Origin of the sequence: Pseudomonas sp. Marseille-P9899, assembly GCF_903166565.1 — a bacterium.
GTDB classification, from domain to species: Bacteria; Pseudomonadota; Gammaproteobacteria; order Pseudomonadales; family Pseudomonadaceae; genus Aquipseudomonas; species Aquipseudomonas huaxiensis.
On sequence record NZ_CAESCG010000001.1, the window covers coordinates 1,571,520 to 1,589,427 of the forward strand.

The 17,908-nt window shown below is 65.5% G+C and carries 13 protein-coding genes; 2 read left to right on the forward strand and 11 right to left on the reverse strand.

Features of this window, described 5'->3' with window-relative positions; translation table 11 throughout:
* Window positions 1-40 precede the first annotated feature (40 nt).
* From HWV67_RS06825 to HWV67_RS06835, 3 genes are read right to left on the reverse strand one after another with little or no spacing between them, the layout of a single operon-like run.
* Entirely contained in the window at window positions 41-1,126 is a 1,086-nt protein-coding gene (locus HWV67_RS06825) for an MBL fold metallo-hydrolase (protein ID WP_175650500.1), read from the reverse strand.
* Window positions 1,119-2,969 carry a long-chain-acyl-CoA synthetase gene (locus tag HWV67_RS06830; protein WP_175650501.1) on the reverse strand — a complete coding sequence of 617 codons (1,851 nt, stop codon included), beginning with the start codon at window positions 2,967-2,969 and terminating at the stop codon, window positions 1,119-1,121. The genes HWV67_RS06825 and HWV67_RS06830 overlap by 8 nt, the downstream gene beginning before the upstream one ends.
* On the reverse strand, window positions 2,966-4,048 hold the full coding sequence (locus HWV67_RS06835) for an alkene reductase (protein WP_175650502.1): 1,083 nt from the start codon (window positions 4,046-4,048) through the stop codon (window positions 2,966-2,968). The genes HWV67_RS06830 and HWV67_RS06835 overlap by 4 nt, the downstream gene beginning before the upstream one ends.
* 250 nt (window positions 4,049-4,298) lie before the next feature.
* On the opposite strand from HWV67_RS06835, the gene HWV67_RS06840 reads away from it, so the two are divergent.
* Window positions 4,299-5,627 (forward strand): spinster family MFS transporter, encoded by a 1,329-nt coding sequence (locus tag HWV67_RS06840; RefSeq protein ID WP_175650503.1) that lies wholly within the window; start codon window positions 4,299-4,301, stop codon window positions 5,625-5,627.
* 256 nt (window positions 5,628-5,883) lie between these two features.
* Here HWV67_RS06840 and HWV67_RS06845 read toward each other — a convergent pair whose 3' ends face one another.
* From HWV67_RS06845 to HWV67_RS06880, 8 genes are all read right to left on the reverse strand, one after another.
* Entirely contained in the window at window positions 5,884-6,825 is a 942-nt protein-coding gene (locus tag HWV67_RS06845) for a peptidylprolyl isomerase (RefSeq protein ID WP_175650504.1), read from the reverse strand.
* Complete coding sequence (locus tag HWV67_RS06850) at window positions 6,822-7,280, reverse strand: YbjN domain-containing protein (RefSeq protein ID WP_095154995.1); 459 nt, start codon at window positions 7,278-7,280, stop codon at window positions 6,822-6,824. Before HWV67_RS06850 ends, HWV67_RS06845 begins: the two co-directional genes overlap by 4 nt.
* Window positions 7,281-7,392: 112 nt before the next feature.
* The gene (locus HWV67_RS06855; protein WP_175650505.1) at window positions 7,393-8,589 is read right to left on the reverse strand and encodes an EAL domain-containing response regulator; all 1,197 of its coding nucleotides are present in this window, start codon (window positions 8,587-8,589) and stop codon (window positions 7,393-7,395) included.
* Window positions 8,590-8,686: 97 nt separating this feature from the next.
* Entirely contained in the window at window positions 8,687-12,325 is a 3,639-nt protein-coding gene (locus HWV67_RS06860) for a transporter substrate-binding domain-containing protein (RefSeq protein ID WP_175650506.1), read from the reverse strand.
* Window positions 12,326-12,332: 7 nt separating this feature from the next.
* Window positions 12,333-12,959 carry a response regulator transcription factor gene (locus HWV67_RS06865; RefSeq protein WP_175650507.1) on the reverse strand — a complete coding sequence of 209 codons (627 nt, stop codon included), beginning with the start codon at window positions 12,957-12,959 and terminating at the stop codon, window positions 12,333-12,335.
* 179 nt (window positions 12,960-13,138) lie between these two features.
* Complete coding sequence (locus tag HWV67_RS06870; protein ID WP_175650508.1) at window positions 13,139-13,867, reverse strand: fimbrial biogenesis chaperone; 729 nt, start codon at window positions 13,865-13,867, stop codon at window positions 13,139-13,141.
* Window positions 13,868-13,906: 39 nt separating this feature from the next.
* Window positions 13,907-15,067, reverse strand: a complete 1,161-nt coding sequence (locus tag HWV67_RS06875; protein ID WP_175650509.1) for a hypothetical protein — start codon at window positions 15,065-15,067, stop codon at window positions 13,907-13,909.
* Window positions 15,064-17,565 (reverse strand): TcfC E-set like domain-containing protein, encoded by a 2,502-nt coding sequence (locus HWV67_RS06880; protein WP_175650510.1) that lies wholly within the window; start codon window positions 17,563-17,565, stop codon window positions 15,064-15,066. The genes HWV67_RS06875 and HWV67_RS06880 overlap by 4 nt, the downstream gene beginning before the upstream one ends.
* Here HWV67_RS06880 and HWV67_RS06885 point away from each other — a divergent pair.
* Complete coding sequence (locus HWV67_RS06885; protein ID WP_175650511.1) at window positions 17,546-17,878, forward strand: hypothetical protein; 333 nt, start codon at window positions 17,546-17,548, stop codon at window positions 17,876-17,878. The genes HWV67_RS06880 and HWV67_RS06885 overlap by 20 nt on opposite strands.
* The last annotated feature ends 30 nt before the right edge of the window (window positions 17,879-17,908 follow it).

The following is a 17,908-nucleotide window of genomic DNA, read 5'->3' on the forward strand; positions in this document are numbered from 1 at the left end:
GGCTGCCGGGTTTGAGCAACATTGCCGCCGTGCCGGACGCTCACAACACGTCGGGCGGATCGGTGGCGGGTGCGTCGGGATCGCGCCGTCGGTAGCGGTAGAGCCCGCCGTGTTCCGCCCGCGACAGCGACCCTTCGGCCATGAGGAAGTTGGCATGGGCCAACGTTTCGCCCAGCGCCATCAGTTCGTCGAAACGACCGGACAGCTTCGGGAACAACACGGCCATCAGCTCGAGCGCGCTACGCGGCTCGTCGCAAGTGGCCAACAGCAGCGCCAGGTGGGCCCTGTGATGGGCCGCCAACTGGTCCAGGCGCGCATGCAGGTTGAAGAACGGACGTTCGTGGGCCGGCAGCACCAGCACGCTGTCGGGTACCGCGCGCAGGTGATCGATGGAGGCCAGCCAGTCGCGCAGCGGGTCGGCGTCCGGCTCGGTGGCGTGCACGCCCACCGTCGAGGTGATGCGCGGCAGCACCTGGTCCCCGGAAATCAGCAGGCCGTCGACCTCGGCGTACAGACAGGCGTGTTCCGGTGAATGCCCGCGCCCCACCACCACCCGCCACTCGCGGGTGCCGATGCGCAGGCGATCGCCCTCGCGCAGGCGCCGGTAACTGTTGAAATGCAGTGGGCGGAAATGGCCGTTCTGGATGGTCCGGTACATGTCGCCGGCCTGCTCGGCGCTGAAGCCGGCCCTGGCGTAGTGCACAAGGAAGTCCCAGCCCGGTTCGACGTCGGTCGGCACCTTGACGTACAGCGACTGGTACTCGGCCTCGGTCATGTACACCGGGCAACGAAAACGCTCGGCCAGCCAGCCGGCGACACCGGCGTGGTCGGAATGGAAATGGGTGCAGACCACCGCCCGCAGCGGCTGGCCGGCGCACAGCCTGGCAAACACCTGCTCCCAGACTTCGCGGGTCTGCTCGGTGTTCATCCCGGTGTCCACCGCCACCCAGCCATCGCCGTCGCGCAGCAGGTAAAGGTTGATGTGATCAAGGCGAAACGGCAGCGGCATGCGCAGCCAGAACACACCGTCGGCCACCTGGCGCACTTCACCGCCGGCCGGCGCCTCAGGCCACGGGTAGCGCAGGCCATCGCGCAGTTCGTGGCCGTTATGGTCGAGGTCAGCCATGATCGGCGGCCACAAACGGTGCCAGCTCCAGGCGTTGCAGCAGCGCCTGCGAATACGGCTGGTAAGTGCCGGACTGCTCGTCGCGGATATACAGCGGGTCGCGGCAGGCGTCCGGGCAATAACCCTGGCGCTGCAGATCGACCTTGCGCAGCTTGAAGGTGCTGGTCAGGTCCGCCGCAGCACTGACCCGCACGAACAGTGGCGCGGCATAGCGCGGCAGGCGCGCTTCGCTCAGCGCATACAGCGCGGCGGGATCGAACACCTGCCCGGCCTGCATTAACACCGCCGCCATCCCGGCGCGGCCTTCGTGGCCCGGCACCTGCACGCCGTAGATATTGATCAGTTCAAGGCCCGGCAGATCACCGAGGGCGTCGGCCACTTCCTGGGTCGAAACGTTCTCGCTCTTCCAGCGATAGGTGTCGCCGATGCGGTCGACAAAGTAGCAGTAGCCATCGGCGTCCTGGCGCAGCAGGTCGCCCGAACTCCACCAGGCGTCGCCTTCGTGCAGCACATTGCGGCGGATCTTGCTCTCGGTGGCCTCGGCCGAGGTGTATCCCTCGAAGCGCCCGCCGCCGATGTCCGGGTGGTTGACGATAAAGGCCATGGCTTCGCCCAGCTCGCCCACTTCGCAGACCTGGTAGAAACCGTTTTCATCCCGTGGATGGCAGTCGTTCTCTACGTCGAAGCGGATCAGCCGCAGGTTGGTGCGCGCCCAATCGGGAACCCGTCCGCAGGAACCCACGTAGTTGTCGACGTTGATCAGCGCGGTGTTGGCCTCGGTCGCGCCCCAGCCTTCGAACACCTGGACCGGCCCGAAGCGCTCGATCCAGCGCTGCCAGGACTCCGGGGTCAGACCGGCGCCGAGCATACAGCGCAGGTTGTGGTCGCGCTCGCCGGGCTGTTCCGGGCGGTTGAGCAGGTAGCGGCAGATCTCGCCGATGTACTGGAACACGCTGATGTTGTGGCGCACCACATCGCGCCAGAACTCGCTGACGCTGAACTTGCGCCGTACCACGATACTGGCTCCGGCGCGCAGCGCGGTGGAGGTCACCGAAGTCGCGGCGGCGCCGTGATACAGCGGCAGGCAGCAGTAGAAGACGTCGTCGCAGGTCGCCGCCAGGGTGACTTCCATCACGTCCCCCGAGGACATCCAGCGCATATGGCTGTAGCGCGCCGCCTTGGGCAGGCCGGTGGTGCCGGAGGTGAAGATCAGCAAGGTGGTCGCCTGCGCCTCGACCGCCGCGCGGATATCCCGCGGGAAGGCGCTGCGCGGCGCGCTGTCCAGGCGGGTGGCGAACTGGCGGTCGACGAAGCCGGGCAGATCACCGGCCCATGGATTTTCCTCATCGCCCACCAGCCAGTAGGCCAGCGTCGGCAGGCCCTCGGTGGCGAGCACGTTGCCCAGGCATTCTTCGCCGATCACCAGGGCTTTGGCGCCGGTGGTTTCCAGTGCGTGCAGCAGCGGCCGGCCGTTGACCTGGGTGTTGATGAAGGCTACCACCACGCCGAGCTTGACCAGGCCGAACCAGGTGCAGAAGAACGCCGGGCGGTTCTCCATGACCATGGCGCACACGTCGCCGGCGCGCAGGCCTTTGGCGTAGAAGGTGTGGGCCATCTGGTTGGCGCGCGCGTCCACTTCGGCGTAGCTCAGGGTCTGCTCGCCGTAGATCAGGAAAGGCCGCTCGGCGAAGCGCGCGGCTTGTTGTTCGAGGCGGTCGGCCAGGGTGTAGTGGTCCGAAGGCTTGATCTGTCCCGCCGCCGCGCCGCGACGGTCGAGGATGGCCTGGGTCTGCTCGCGGGGCACTACAGCACTGGCCGGCAGGCCGGACGATGGCAGGTTCATGGAGTCACCTCCGCCGCGAGGCTCAGCGCGGGATAATCGGTGTAGCCGCGTGGGCCGGCGGTGTAGAGGGTCTTGCGGTCGAAGGCGGCCAGCGGCTGGTCCTGGCGCAGGCGCTCGACCAGGTCCGGGTTGGCAATGAAATGCCGACCGAACGACACCGCCACGCCCTCTCCCGCTTCCAGCGCGGCATTGGCCGAGGCACCGTCGAAACCGTCATTGAGGACCAGCCGCTGGTTGCCGTGGGCACGGGCCAGGGCGAAGGCATCGAGGGTGCCAAGCGGCGAACGCATCACATGCAGGTAGGCCAGCTCCAGCGGCGCCAGCGCGGTGCACAGGGCAATCGCGGTGGCGGCCGGGTCATCGTCCTGAATGTCGTTGTAAGGGTTGCCCGGACAGAAGCGCGCGGCGACCCGCCCGCCGCCAATGGCATCGGCCATCGCCTGCACCGTCTCGACGACGAACCGCACGCGATTTTCCGCGCTGCCGCCATAGGCATCGGTGCGCTGATTGCTACCCGAGGCGAGGAATTGCATCGGCAGGTAGCCGCTGGTGCAGTGCAGCTCGACGCCGTCGAAGCCGGCTTCGCGGGCATTCAGCGCGGCCTGGCGGTACTCGGCGATTACCGCGGCAATACCGGCGACGCTCAAGGCCTCGGGCTGCTCGGTGTCGGCCATGCCCACTGCGTCGGTGAACACCTGGGTGTTGGCGCGCAGGGCCGACGGCGCCACGGTGGCGGCACCGGCCGGCTTGTTGTAGCGGCTGGCGGCGCGGCCGACGTGCATCAGTTGCAGGACGATACGCCCGCCCTCTGCATGCACGGCGCGGGTCACCTGGCGCCAGGCGGCAATCTGTTCGGCGTTGTAGATTGCCGGGGTGCGGCAGTAGCCCAGACCACCGGCCGACGGCGCGGTGCCTTCGGCGACGATCAGCCCGGCGCCGGCCCGCTGGCGGTAGTACTCGACCATCTCGGCAGTGGGCACGGCCTGCGCATCGGCGCGGCTGCGGGTCATCGGGGCCATGACGATACGGTTGGCCAGTTGCAGTTCGCCCAGGCGCACCGGCTCGAACAAGATGCTCATGTCAGCTCCTTAAGTTCTTGTTGTGCCCGGGGCTGACCGGCCGCTTGGAGCATTGCCGCAACCCCGGATATGGGCTGCATGATTGATCCGTGGCGAGGCTGAAACATCGTCCGACAAGACTAGTTTTGCGGCTTCAGGTAGGGTTGGCAGCGCCTTGAAACGCGCAGGAAAAATGGTCTGAACGGACGATGAAACAGGTGCGGGATGCGCCGACGATCGAGCTCGATATAACAAGAACCGGAGCAGTGCAGTGAACCCACCCAATCCCGTCACCTGGCGCACGCACTACGCGCTTCTGGTGCTCGCCAGCATCTACGTCTTCAACTACATCGACCGCCAGTTGATGGCGATCCTGATCGAGCCGGTGAAGCTCGAATTCGGCATTTCCGACACCGGCATCGGCCTGCTTTCGGGGGTCACTTTCGCGGTGTTCTACACCGTCTTCGGCTTCCCGCTGGGGCGCCTGTCAGACCGCATCGGACGCAAGCCGGTGATCGCCTTCAGTTGCATGGCCTGGAGCCTGATGACCATGCTCTGCGGCGTGGCCGGCAACTTCCTCACCTTGGTGCTGGCACGGATTGGCGTGGCGGTGGGCGAAGCCGGCGGCACCGCGCCGTCGGTGGCGATGGTCTCCGATTTGTACCCGGCCAACCGCCGCTCCACCGCGCTGTCGGTGCTGATGCTGGGGTCGAGCCTGGGCGCGATTGTCGGCCTCGGCCTCGGCGGCTGGATTGCCCAGCACCACGGCTGGCGCTATGCGTTTTTGCTGATTGGCGCACCGGGCATCCTGCTCGGCCTGATCCTGCTGCTGACCGTGCGGGCACCCAAGCCCGCGCAGATCCGCCAGGCCACGGCCGCCACGCAGGATGGCTGGGCCAAGACCCTGATGGAACTGTTCCGCATGCCGTCATTCTTCTGGCTGGTGCTGACCGGTGGCACGGCGGCGATCGCCGGTTACGCCATTGGCACCTGGAGCCCGAGCTTCCTGATTCGCTCCCATGGCTTGAACATGCAGGAAGCCGGCTTTCTGGTGGGCGTGGTCGGCGGTACCGGCTCGACCATCGGCACCCTCGCCTGCGGCCTGCTCACCGACCGCCTGGCACGGCGTGATGTCGGCTGGCAGATCGGTGTGCCGCTGCTCGGCACCCTGCTGAGCATTCCTTTCGCCCTCGCCTATTTCCTCTGGCCGCAGGGCATCGCGTTTCATATCGGCAGCATCCCGGTGCCCGAGGCGTTCCTGTTCTACAGCGCGTTCGGTTTCTTCGGCGTGTGGTGGGCGACACCGTGCCTGGGCGCGATCACCCATTTGTTCCCGGCCACGCGCCTGGCTCAGGCCACGGCGATCTTCGTCATGTCCATGACCCTGTTGGGGGTTGGCCTGGGGCCGTTGGTGATTGGTGTGCTGAGTGACTTCTTCGTCGCTTCGCTCGGCGGCGAATCGCTGCGCTATGCGCTGGCGGCGTCGGTGTCGTTGCTGGTGTTGGCGGCGGGGTTTCTGGTGATGGCGTTGCCACGGTATCGGCGGCAGTTGCAGGCGAAGGCTGAGGGTATTTCGGAGGGTGCTGCGGTTGCTGTTTGACGCCAGGGGCTCATCGCTGCATGGATATCTACACATCTCGCAGGTAAGCAAAAAGCTTCAGATCACCACAAACTGTGGGAGCGGATTCACCGGACGCCGGCCCTTCGCGGCGGTCCGGCGTCCGGTGAATCCGCTCCCACAGGATCGCAGTCGGCTGGCGGTTTGCAATTGCCTGGGAGATGTTTAGATACCCATGCTAATCGCTGGCAAGCCAGCGCCCACATGGGCCTGTGGGAGCTGGCTTGTCAGCGATATCTCACTTCTCGGCTTCGATAACCTTGTTCAGTACAGCCCCGTCAATGCTCAGAGTGGCGCTGTTGAACATGCCTTCGACGTAGGTCTTGGCCAACTGTTCCTGACGCTGCGCACGCAGGGCGTCACGCAGTTGTCCGCGAACTTCGTCGTAGGTGGCGACACGCGCCGGCTGCAGTTCGACCAGCTTGACGATGTGCAGGCCCAGCGGGCTTTGCAACGGTTCGCTGACCGCGCCGACTTTCAACTTCGACACTGCGGTGCGGACTTCCGGCAGCAACTGCGTCAGCGGTTGCAGGCCGATATCGCCGCCCTGCTTCGCACTGCCGGTGTCCTGCGAGTAGGTCTCGGCCAGCTTGGCAAAGTCGGCGCCGGAAGCCTGGGCACGCTTGGCGATGCTTTCAGCCTGCTTGCGCACCGATTCCAGGGCCTGCTCGTCCGGTACGGCCAGATAGATCTGGCTGACCCGGTACAGCGCCGGCACCTGCAACGAAGCCTTGCCGTTCTCGTAGGCCTGCTTCAGGTCCTGCTCGGGCGGATAGTCATCCGCTACCTTGGTCACGCTGTTCAGGTAGCTGCGCAGTACGATCTGCTCGATCGCGGCGCGGGTCTGGGCTTCGACGTCAGGACGCTTCGACCAGCCCTTGGCTTCGGCCTGCTGGTACAGGGCCTTTTCCGCCAGGCGTGCACGGATCCAGGTTTCCAGGGCAGGACGATCATTGCGCAGTTGCAGGCGAGCCTGCTCCGGCAATTGGGCGAACAGCGCCTTCAGCTCTTCAGCGTTGACCTGCTGGTCACCCAGGCGAGCCAGCGCGGTACCGCTTTCGGTTTCCGGAACAGTGCGGCTGGCCGCCTCCAGGTCGTCGCCAGGACGCAGGGCCAGGGTGACCGCAACGGTCAGCACAGCCAGCGCACCAGCGCCGGCCCACAGGCGACCGCGACTCACGAAGCGCTTTCCACAGGAGCCTGGGCAGCAGCGACGTTGCGGCTGTAGTCACGCAGGTAGACGACGAATTCTTGCAGCAGGCGGTCCCACAGCACCAGGGAGCCCTGCAGGTGCTTGAGGCTGACGCCGTCAGCAACGATCACGTCTTTTTCCAGCACCAGGAACTCGCCCTGTTGAGCCAGACGGGAGAAACGGCGCGAAGCGTTCCACAGGTTGGTCAGGCCTTCAGGCAGCTCACCCTGGATGCGCAGTGCGCAGCTGTAGGTGAAGTCCAGGAATTGTCCTTCTTCCGGGGCACTGTTACCGAAACGCACGGCGTAACCGACGCCCTGGCTGGCGCTGAGCAGTTGAATCACAGCGTTTTGCTCGGTGCGGTTGACCCGGCAACCGGCGTCTTGCAGCAGGGTGGTCAGGGAATCGGCACTTACGGTTTCGATCAGGGTATTTGCAGTCACGGGGTCACCTTCCTTGCGCGGTTAAAAGCCTGAATTTAAGGCGAAAGTTTGTAGCACATTGCTAGCATTCGGTACAGACGCACCGCACCTCCTTCCGTCATAAAAATGTCCTTCAGCACCCGCGCGTGCCACGACCGAGGCGCCGGAGCAGTTCTTCACGGTCCAGCACCGGTGCGAAGTAGCTGCCCTGGCCGACCGCGCAGCCCATGTCCATGAGGATCAGGTGCTGGCCGGCGCTTTCTACCCCGGTGACGGTGACGCCCAGGCCGAGCGACCCGGCCAGGGCCAGGCTGTTCCTGATCACCGCGCGGTGGCGCGGCTGGTGTTCCAGTTCGTGCATGAACTGGCTGGCCAGCCTGATTTCATTGAACGGCAACTGGCACAAGCGCTGGAAAGCCCCGCCATTGCTGCCGAATTCCCCCAGGCACAAGCCACAACCGAGCATACGCAGGCGCGTCAGGCTTTCCAGGTGCATCGCCGAAGTCTCCAGCGGGCTGCAGAACGCCAATTCGAAGGCGATGCCCTGGCCCACCGAGCGATGGAACTGCATCAGCGACTTGATCCGCCGGGTCAGGCTGCGGCCACACAGCTGCGACAAGCGCAGGGCAAAGCACAGGCGCAGCACCCGCCCCTGCGCCATGAGTTCGCGCTGCAAGGCCAGGCCCTGTTCCAGCAACACCACCAGCATGTCGTCCAGCAGGCCGGCGCGTTCCACCAGGGGCATGAACAGGTTGTCGGCCAGCAGGCCATGGACCGGGTGCTTCCAGGTCGCCCGCACGTCCACGCCCTTGATTTCGCCGTTACCGAGATCACAGCGCGGCAGGAAATGCGCGCCGAACTCCTTGTACGACAGCCCTCGGCGGATATCCGCTTCGGTCACCACCACCCCCTGGGCCGGTGCGGCCAGTGAGCGCGCGGGCAAGGTGCGCACCCGCGCCAGTGCGTCGCGCATGCTCTCCAGGTGCAACGGCTTGCCGACATCGCCGAGAAACACCACGCCCAGGCGGGCAACCAGCAGCGTAATGGCCCGGCGCACCTCGGAATGCAGCCCGCTGCTGACGATCACCCCGCCGATCAGCGACGCCTGCGCCGCACGGTGGAGGAATTCCAGGCCGTCCATGCCCTCCATGCGCACATCGCAGACCACCACATCGACCCGGCCGATGCGCTCCAGCAAGGTGATCGCTTCACTGCCGGCGGACGCTTCCAAGACGTCACGGCAACCGAGCTGACAAAGGATCTTCACGGCGATGGCGCGCTGAAAAGAATGGTTTTCAAGGATCAGGACACGCAAAGACTTCGCAGGCACAACCGCTTCCCTCGTATAGGCCAGGCCCCATATTCCTATCGGTGCCGCCAGGAAGAATCAGGAGGGTTCCCAGCATTCGGCGGAAATCTCCGACGCTTCACGACTGGCAAAACACTTCCAGGCGCCGGGTCAGTGCGCTCACCGCCTGGCGCAGGTCGTCCACCAGCGGATCGATCCGTTCCGCCGGGGCGCTGTCCTGACAGGCTTTTTCCAGGTTTTCGCAGGCGTGCAGCAGCCAGCGCGCCTTGATGATCCGCCCGCCGCCCTTGATCCGGTGCACCAGATCCGCGAGGCCACCGAGGTCGCCCTCGTCGTGCAGGTAAGCGAGTTTCTCCAGGTCTTCGCGGTTGCTGGTCAGCAGGTCCTGCAGCAGGGCCTTGATCGCCGAGGGGTCGCCGCCGGTGATCTTGTGCAGGCTGGACAGGTCCAGGCCGTTGCCCGGTTTCAACTCGCCGTCGCTGACGTCGGACACCAGGCCCGGCTCGCCCGACGCCAGCTTGCCTGCGAGGTCCTTCAGGTTCAGCGGCTTGAACAGGCAATCGTCCATGCCGGCCTCGATACACCGCTTGCGCTCCTGGGGCTGGGCATTGGCGGTGCAGCCGAGCAGCAGGATCGAAACCTTGCCCTTGCGCCGCTCGTCCTCGCGTACCGCCCGGGCCAGGGCGTAGCCGTTGAGGCCCGGCATATTGCAATCGGTGATCAGCACATCGAAACGCTGCCGCAACCAGGTGCGCAGCCCTTCGTGGCCGTTGGTCGCGGTCACCACGCGGTGGCCGAGAAAACTCAGTTGCTGCTGCAACAGCAGACGGTTGGCCGGGTAATCGTCCACCACTAGGATGTCCAGCGGCGCATCGCTGCGGGCGGGCAGTTGCGGCAGGCTGGCCAATACCGCCTCGGACGGCGTCAGGCGCGGCAGATCGAGATTGATCCGCGCCCGGGTGCCCACGCCGAGGGTGCTGTCCAGCAACATGTCGCCGCCCATCATGGCGCAGAGCGTGTGGCTGATGCTCAAGCCCAGCCCCGAGCTGCAACGGGCGCTCTGCTGGTTGTTGCTGGCCTGGCGGAACGGGCTGCCCAGCAGGGCCATTTCGTCTGGCGGAATACCGACGCCGGTGTCTTCCACCGACAGGCACAGCCCGACCCGTTCACAGTCCACGTCCAGCGCCAGGGACACGCAGACCTCGCCTTCGTGGGTGAACTTGATCGCGTTGCTGATGAGGTTGGACAGCACCTGCTTGAAGCGCACCGGGTCGACCAGCACCTGCACCGAACAGTGGCTGTCCATGTCCAGCGCCAGGTGCAGGCGTTTCTGCCGGGCCTGGGCCTCGAACATGCGCACCGTGCTTTCCACCTCGCGGCACAGGTCGACCTGCTGCGGCACCAGTTCCAGGTGCCCGGATTCGATGCGGGTGATATCGAGGATGTCGCCCACCAGGTCCAGCAAGCCCCGCGCCGCGCCGGATGCCACCTCGATGGCGAGGCGGTCGAGCACGCCCTCCTCGGCTTTGCGCAGCGCCAGTTCGAGCATACCCAGCAAGGCGTTGGTCGGCGTGCGGATCTCATGGCTCATGGTAGCCAGGAACGTGGTCTTGGCCTGATTGGCCGCCTCGGCTTCGTCCTTGGCCAGTTGCAGGGCGTCGTAGAGTTGCTGGCGTTCAGAGATATCGACCCAGCCGCCAATCACCCCGGCCACCCGGCCGTCGCTCGCGCGGTACGGCAGCATCCAGTGGTAGATGATCAGCCGTTCGCCGGCCAGCAGCAGTTCGCGGTCTTCCACCACCGACGCGCCCTGGGCGATGACCCGGCGATAGGACTCGCGGTAACGCCGCGCCTGGTCCGCGCCGATCAGCCATTCCGGCACCGGCTGGCCGATCACCGCGTCGCGCTCGACGTTGAGGGCCCGCAGGTAGCTGGCATTGCAGGTCAGCAGGCAGCCTTCGTGGTCGCGCACGTAAATCGGATGCGGCGTGCCGTCGATCATCACATGCATGAATTCAAGCTGGTCGTTGAGCGCCTGTTCGGCCTGCAAGCGCTTGTGCACCTGGCGGCGCAGGCTGCGAATCCAGTACATCGCCAGCAGCAACAGGATCAGGGCCATCAGGAAGCCCTGCAGGATCATCCCGCGGTACTTCTGCCAATAGCTGTCGACAACGATCACTTCGTTGCGCCAGCGATTGGTCAGTTCGTCCATCTCCTGCGGCGCGATGCTCAGCAGCGCCTTGTTCATGATCGACAGCAACTCCCGCGCGCCGCGCCGGGTCCCGAAGGCGAAATGCACCGCCGGCACCGGCAGCGCGGCGCGGATGCTCAGTTGGCCACGGAACTGCCGGGCGATGCTGTAGCGCGCGCCGATCAGGCTGGTCACCGCCGCCTGCGCCTCGCCGTTGGCGACACGTTCCAGCGCCTGCTGCGGGCCGCTGCTCCAGAGCACCTGGACCTGCGGGTGACGTTCGCGCATGTAGTCTTCGAGCACGCTGCCCTGAACCAGGGCCAGGCGCTTGCCAGCCAGGTCGTCGAGGCTGTCGAGGTAACGGTCGTTGTCACGGGTGACCAGCACCAGGCTGTTGCTCAGGTAGGAACGGCTGAAACCCACCTGTTCCTGGCGGCCGCGACTGAACGGCATCGCCGCCACCAGATCGACCTGCTGTACCTCCAGGCGCTGCGCCATGTCATCGAAGCCGCCGCCAGCGACGATGTCGAAGGCCAGCCCGGTGCGCTGGGCTATGCGCTCCAGCAAATCGGCGCTGATGCCGCGAAACACGCTCTGGTCATCGAGGTAGCTGACCGGCAGGAACTGCTCGTCGATGGCCACCGTCAGCCGCGGGTGCTGGCGCAACCACTCGCGCTCGGCGTCGGTGAAGTCGAGTTGTCCGCGCGCGGCGAAGCTGGTCGCACCGCCGCTCCAGCGCCGCAGAATGGCCAGCCGCGCCTGTTCGGAAATCCGTTCCAGCGCCTGGTTGACCAGACTTTTCAGGCGCAGGTTGTCGTTGTTGACGGCAAAGCCATAGTGCCCACCCTCAAGCAATTCGGTGGGGAACAACTGCAAGTGGGCCAGGTAATTCTTGTGCAACAGGTATTGCGCACCCAGCGCATCGCCGAGAAACAGGTCGGCCTGGCCGAACGCCACGGCGCCGAGGGCATTGAGCAGCGACGGGTAGAACACCAGGCGGGCGTTGGGAAACAGCTCGCGGGCACGCTCCTCGGACAGGTAGCCCTCGCGCAGTGCCAGGCGCACGCCAGGCCGGTCGACATCCGGCGCGCCGCCGTCGTCGCTGCGGGTGGCCAGCACCGGCTGGTTTTCCACGTAGGCCCGCGACAACAGCAGGCGACTGCGCGCCGCCTCATCGGCAGACACGGTGCCCAACAGGTCGATATCGCCGCGCTGCAACGCGCTGATCGCCTCGGCGCGGGAGCCATAGCGCCGCACGCGGATCTGCACGTCGAGCAGTTCGCCCAGCAGCCCGGCGTAATCGGCGGTGAGGCCTTCGTAGTCGCGCCCGGTGGCGGTGATGTCGAACGGCACGCGGTCGGGCCGGCTGACCCCGAGCCACAACGTCCGCCGCGCCCACAGCCAGTGGCGGTCGTTGTCGCCCAGGTCCAGGCGCAGGTTGTCGTCGAGGCTTGAGCGGGCCAGCAGGTTCGGCGTTTCCGCCCAGGCGAGGCCGCTGAGCAGGCACACGCACAGTACCGCCAGCGACAGCAGCAAGGTGCGCCGCACAGGAGAGAGAGGCAGCAAGTGGACGTCAGATCAGCGTGTGGCGTCTGGCCAGGTCGGCCAGGTCGACCTGGGAGCTGACCCGCAGCTTTTCCAGCAGGCGGGTCTTGTAGGTGCTGATGGTCTTGTTGCTCAGCAGCATCGATTCGCCAATGGCCTTGTTGCTAAGGCCACGGGCCAGTTGCTGGAGGATCAACAGCTCGCGGTCGGTGAGTTTTTCGATGCGCTGCGTCTCGGTGGCGTGGCAGTCGAAACGGTTGACCGAACTGAGGGAGATTTCCGGGAAGTAGGTGTAGCCGGACATGATCGCCAGTGCCGCTTTGCGCAGCTCGCTCAAGTCGTCGTTCTTCGAGACAAAGCCCGAAGCCCCCAGGCGCATGCAGCGCAGCGAGAAATAGCCGACCGCCTGGGACGTCAGCACCAGCATCTTCATGTTCAGTTGCGCCGCCTTGACCCGGGTGATGATCTCCAGCCCGTCGATCCGCGGGATGGCGATATCGAGGATGGCGATGTCCGGTTCGTGCTCGCGGATCAGACGCATGGCGTCGATGCCGTTGTCGGCCTCGGCGACGATTTCGAATTGCTCCTGACGCAGCAGCATCCTGACACTGGCGCGGATGAACGGATGGTCGTCCACGATCATGGCTTTGTACATGAATCCTTCCTGTTTTGGAGAGCGTGCCGGGTCAACTTCGGATGCGATGCCTACCTTGGGGAAAGCGATTCAATAGCATCAAAAGGCCAGCACTTAGGGAGCAGAGTATCGGGCGCAAGGCAGGTACATGTGCATCGGACGATTCCCTAAACAGCGAGGGAAATTTCCCAGCGTCTATTTCAGCCCTTGATCTCCACGCGGCGCCGCTCTTGCCCTTCGATCAGTTCAAAGCGGTACACCCGGCCCGGGTCGCGGCTGAAATCGCGGTCGCTACCGGGACGGATATGGTGCTTGGTCGCCACCGAGCACTGCTTGCCGCTGGCGTCACAGTCGTTGAAGTGGTCCAGCACCACCGTGCTGCTGCCCCGGTTGTGCACGGTGAAGCGCTGGCTTTGCTGGGAGACATCGGTCTGGTACTGCACGCCGTTGGGATGGACGAACAACAGCGAGCCGAACCCGGTGAGGATTTCCACCTTGGCCTTGAGTGCGTCATATTTTTCAGCGTCCTCTTCGCTGATGGCAAAACCGTCACCGCGCGCCGGCACCACCGGAATGAAGCGCAGGCGGAAATAGCGCTCCTTGTCCCGCTCGCCGCGATACAGCACACGCATCGTCTGCATCCCCGAGGCCGGCACGATCAGCCTGGCGGGGCTGGCGATCAGCGGGCGCTGCTCCAGGGGCAGGTCGTCTTGCGGCACCTCGGTGATCTTGCCCTGGGCGTCATAGACCAGCTCGAACACGCTGACCTTGACGAACGCCGTGGTGTCGCCGCTGTTGCGTATCCGTTTGAGCATGGTGCTGCGCTCGCTTTCCAGGTAGTCGTACAGGTTGCCCACATTGATCTGGGGGGCGGCTTGCAGCGAAGCACCGGTTACCAGCAACAACACACCGCAAAGGAGTTTTTTCATCGTTTATCACCTTGTCAAAAATACGCCTGATGCCGGGCGCTACATGCCCGCATCGAAGATCACCGTCACATCGCCCACGTACTCCATTCCGGGGTAGCGGGCCATTTCGCCGAGGTGCGCCTTGCCCACGTCGAAATGCAGAAGTCCTCCCTGGTTGAGCATCGGTTGCAGGCTTTCCAGTTTCAGCGCCATGGACTCGCCCACCGGAATCGGCAGCCGGCTGACGGCCTGCCCGGAGTGCAGGAAGCCGCCCGGCAGGGTCAGGGCGACGTGAAGCGGAACCTGATGTTCATTGCCCCGATTGCGCATGCCACAGCGTTGCCCTTCGGGGTATTGGCAACGCAGGTGGACACTGAATGGACCGGACGACCAGATGCGCAGGGCCACGTCGCGGTACAACCGGCTCGGCAGCCGGTTGGACCACTGGCTCCAGCCACCGGGTGGTTCCAGCAGCACCTGCTCGCTGCCTTGGGCGAACTCCAGGCGGAAGGCATGCACCACGTCGAGCTCGAAACTGACCCCGAGGCTGTCGGTGCTGAGTGCGGTCACGCCGCTGCCGAGGTCGAAATCCGCGCCCGGCCCGACGCTCAGCGTCAGGCGTCCGCGGTACTTGCCCGGTTTCATCTTCAACGGGGATGGCGTGGTCAGTCGGTAGGCCAGACCCAGCTCACCGATGCGCAGCCGGGCTGCGGCGTCACCGCCGTCATCCGGCCTGGCCGAAAAGCAGCTTGCCGGTTGCGCCGGGGTGTTGATGCGCCACAGGTAATGGCTGCGAGCCCCGGCGTTCTGCGCACCCGCGACCGAGCAGCCGCCCTGCACAGCCCGGGTCGCCGCCGCGCCCGTCGGCGCATCGACCTGCAGGCCCAGCGCCAGAATCTCGAAGGTCAACGCGTAGGATTCGCCGCTGCGCTCGTTGGTGACCGTGACCTGACGCCGGCCCGGCACCCTGATCGAGTAACCCGCAGCGTCGGCCTCCTTGTCCGGCATCGCCAGCTCGTAGCTGATCGGCAGATCCAGCGCCGGCCCGGCATTGCACTGCCCTGGCCAGCGCCCGCAGAAATCGGGCGCCGGGGACGTGTGGACAAAGTCGAGACCACCGCGGTACTCGGCACTGACCATCAGCTCCGTGGCGCTGGCCGGCATCGCCAGCAGCATCAGGAGCAAGCCTGAAATCGTTTTCCAGTCGCAACGTTGCGTCATACACCACCTCCTGGCCGGCCAGGCTCACCGTGAACCAGCGTCCTCGCTTCGCACCGCTGATCGCCCGCCAGCAGCACATCGTCTTCACGCGGTCCTTGCGGATTGAGGCGCAGCACACACAACTGCCGCCCCTTGTGCTGGACCTCCAGGGTGGGCACCGACTCGCTGATCTCCACCACGAAGAATCCGTCCGCTTCACTCACCCCGCGGCTGGCGTGGTTGATCAACATCGCGCCGCGCAGTGGCTTGCTGTGCTCATCCAGCAGGCGACCGATCACGGTGACCGTGCGCATGACCCGCAGGGTGTGGTACTCCACGCCGCCGCGGTTGAGGTGATAGCCCAGGGTGGGCGGCTGGATGACGGCGCTGGCGTCATGCCCGGACTGGAAGTCCAGCATCACATGACCGGACCGATAGGCATTGACCGGCACCACGTTGCGCCCCGGACGCAACACGCTGCTGCTGCCTTGGGAGTCGCTGGCGAGCAACTGGATGTCTGGCAGATCCGTTTCCAGATCGACGATCAGCCCTGCGGCATACGGCAGGTACTGGCCGCTGAAGCCCAGGTGATCACCGCCCACGGCCAGGGTGCTGTCCAGGTTCAGGCCGGCGCTGAAGTCCTGGTTGAATGACGATTGCTGGATGAAGGCATCGCCGTTCAACACGCTGTTTTCGAATTGGGTATCCGCTGCCAGGCCGGTGCCGTAGCGGTCGAAACTGACCGTGCCGGCAAGGCTGCGCACACTGCCCTGCTCGGGCAGGTGCTGGTAGGTCAGCGCGGCATTGCGGTCCTGCCCGCCGTCACGCGAGGTCCGCGTGCCCAGGCTGGCGGACAGGCGCCGGTTCGGGCCACCGAGGCTGGTGCTGATGCTGAAATTGATCCCGCGACTGCGGCGATCGCCGCTGCTCTCGGTGCCCGGCCGGTCGAACAGCGAAACCCGCCAGTTGGCATTGCTGTCCCAGAGCCTGCCGAAATAGGACAGGCCCAGGTCCATCGCCGTGCCACCGTTGCCGCCATCGTCGCGGCTCACCCGCAGGCTGGCGCTGTATTCACGGCTGAGGCGGTGATTCAACGACAGTGAAAACTGACCGCTGCGCCCCGGCGCCATCAGCTCATCACGGCCGACCTGGCGCGGCTCGAAGACCGTGCTGCTGCGGCTGAGAATCACGCTGCCATTGGTGTACTGGAAGATGCCCCGCAGGTCGTAGCCATCGCCCAGGCCGTCGGTACGAAACACACTGCCCAGCAGTTGCAGGCGATCCAGCACATGCCAATCGAGGGACGTGCCGTATTGCATGTACTCATCGACCCGCTGCGCGGAAAAGCCGCTGACCACCCGCGGGTGCAGCAGGTAGTTGGCGATCACCCCGGCGCTCAGCCCGCTGGCGGCGGGTTCGTCGTCATTGCTCAGCAACTCCTGGCGTTGCCCGGCATAGACGTTGTAGCGCCAGGGCGAATCGGTGTTGCTCCAGTTGTTGGGCTTGTAGACGAACTCGTTGCTCTGCGAGGTGACCTGACCGTCTTCGATCAGGCGCACCTCCACCTCATAGATGCCGCCCGGCAGGCCACGGGTGTCCAGCACCTGCAAGCCCGGCGCGACCGGCTGCGTCTGGATCAACTGGCCGTTGCGGTAAATTTCCACCTGGCCCTGGCGGTTGGGCGTGACATAGATCGGCGTAACACTGGCACTGCCATTGTTGACCGCCAGGCTGTCGCTGCTGCCGAACATCACACCCAGGGTTGTCTGCGGCGTGTTGCCGAGCGACAGCGGCTGGCGGCTCAGGCCCTGGACGTCCGGGGTGAAATAGCCGAGTCGGAAGAAGCGGTCCTCCTGGACTTGCTCGGCGTAGAGCTGGTCGATGTTCTGCCGGGTTTCCCCATAACGACCCGCGCTGCGGTCGAAACGGGCTTCGGCCAACGTGGTCCAGTTGCCAACACTGGCCTGCCCCTGCAGCGCGTAGCGCCCGGCGGTCTGTTCGCCGTCGCGGCTGAGATTGAGCTGGTTACGCAGGATCAACCCGCGACTGCCCTGCTCCGGCAGGCGGTGATAAGCCTCCTGCCCGGTGCTTTCCGCACCGCGGGTGAGGATCGACAGCCGCGACTCCAGCAGGTCGTAGTGAAGCGCCAGCAGGTCACGCGGGCAGCTACGCTCGCAGTTGCCCAGCGCCAGCCCGTTACCCAAGGCGACGGCCCAGGCCTGGCGCAGGATTTCAGGCTCCTGGCTGTCGCGGCTATCGGTGAAGCTCAGTAACTGGACGCGGTCGTCGCGGCTCAGCACCACCAGTGCTTCGCCGAGCAGGCGACCATCCAGGTCGACCCGCACCGCCAGCGGCACTTCGAAAAAATGTTCATCAAATCCTCTGGGCAAGCCTGCCGCCTGCCGGAGAACCCCTGATCGACTGCTCTGCTCCGTCGACCCGTTTGCGCTGGCGGACGCCAGCCAGACCGTTGCGGCACAGCAGCCCAAGGTCAGTCGAATGGATATGGCCAAAGACATGTCACTGCTCGTCAGCGAGAGGAAAAGGCCCGCGCTCGCCCCACCCCCGCACCCCGACATGCGTCGGCGCGACCCGGGGGTGGGCAAGCAGCCCGTGCAGGGCTACATATGGAGAGCGGTCTCGAACAACTGGCCCATGCCGCGAAGAACCGTGTTGCGTGAACTCATCAACCCGCTGCGCCGAAAGACCGGCGACTACCAGGGTTGCGACAGGTCATTGGCCGTCGACCCGGCGCCGAGGCCGGTCGGTGGGTATCGCCAAGACAGATCGCGGCTCGTCAGCGAATGGAAAGAGGCCAGCGGTCGCCCCTGACCTGTTCAGGCAAGGACTGGGAACGACCCG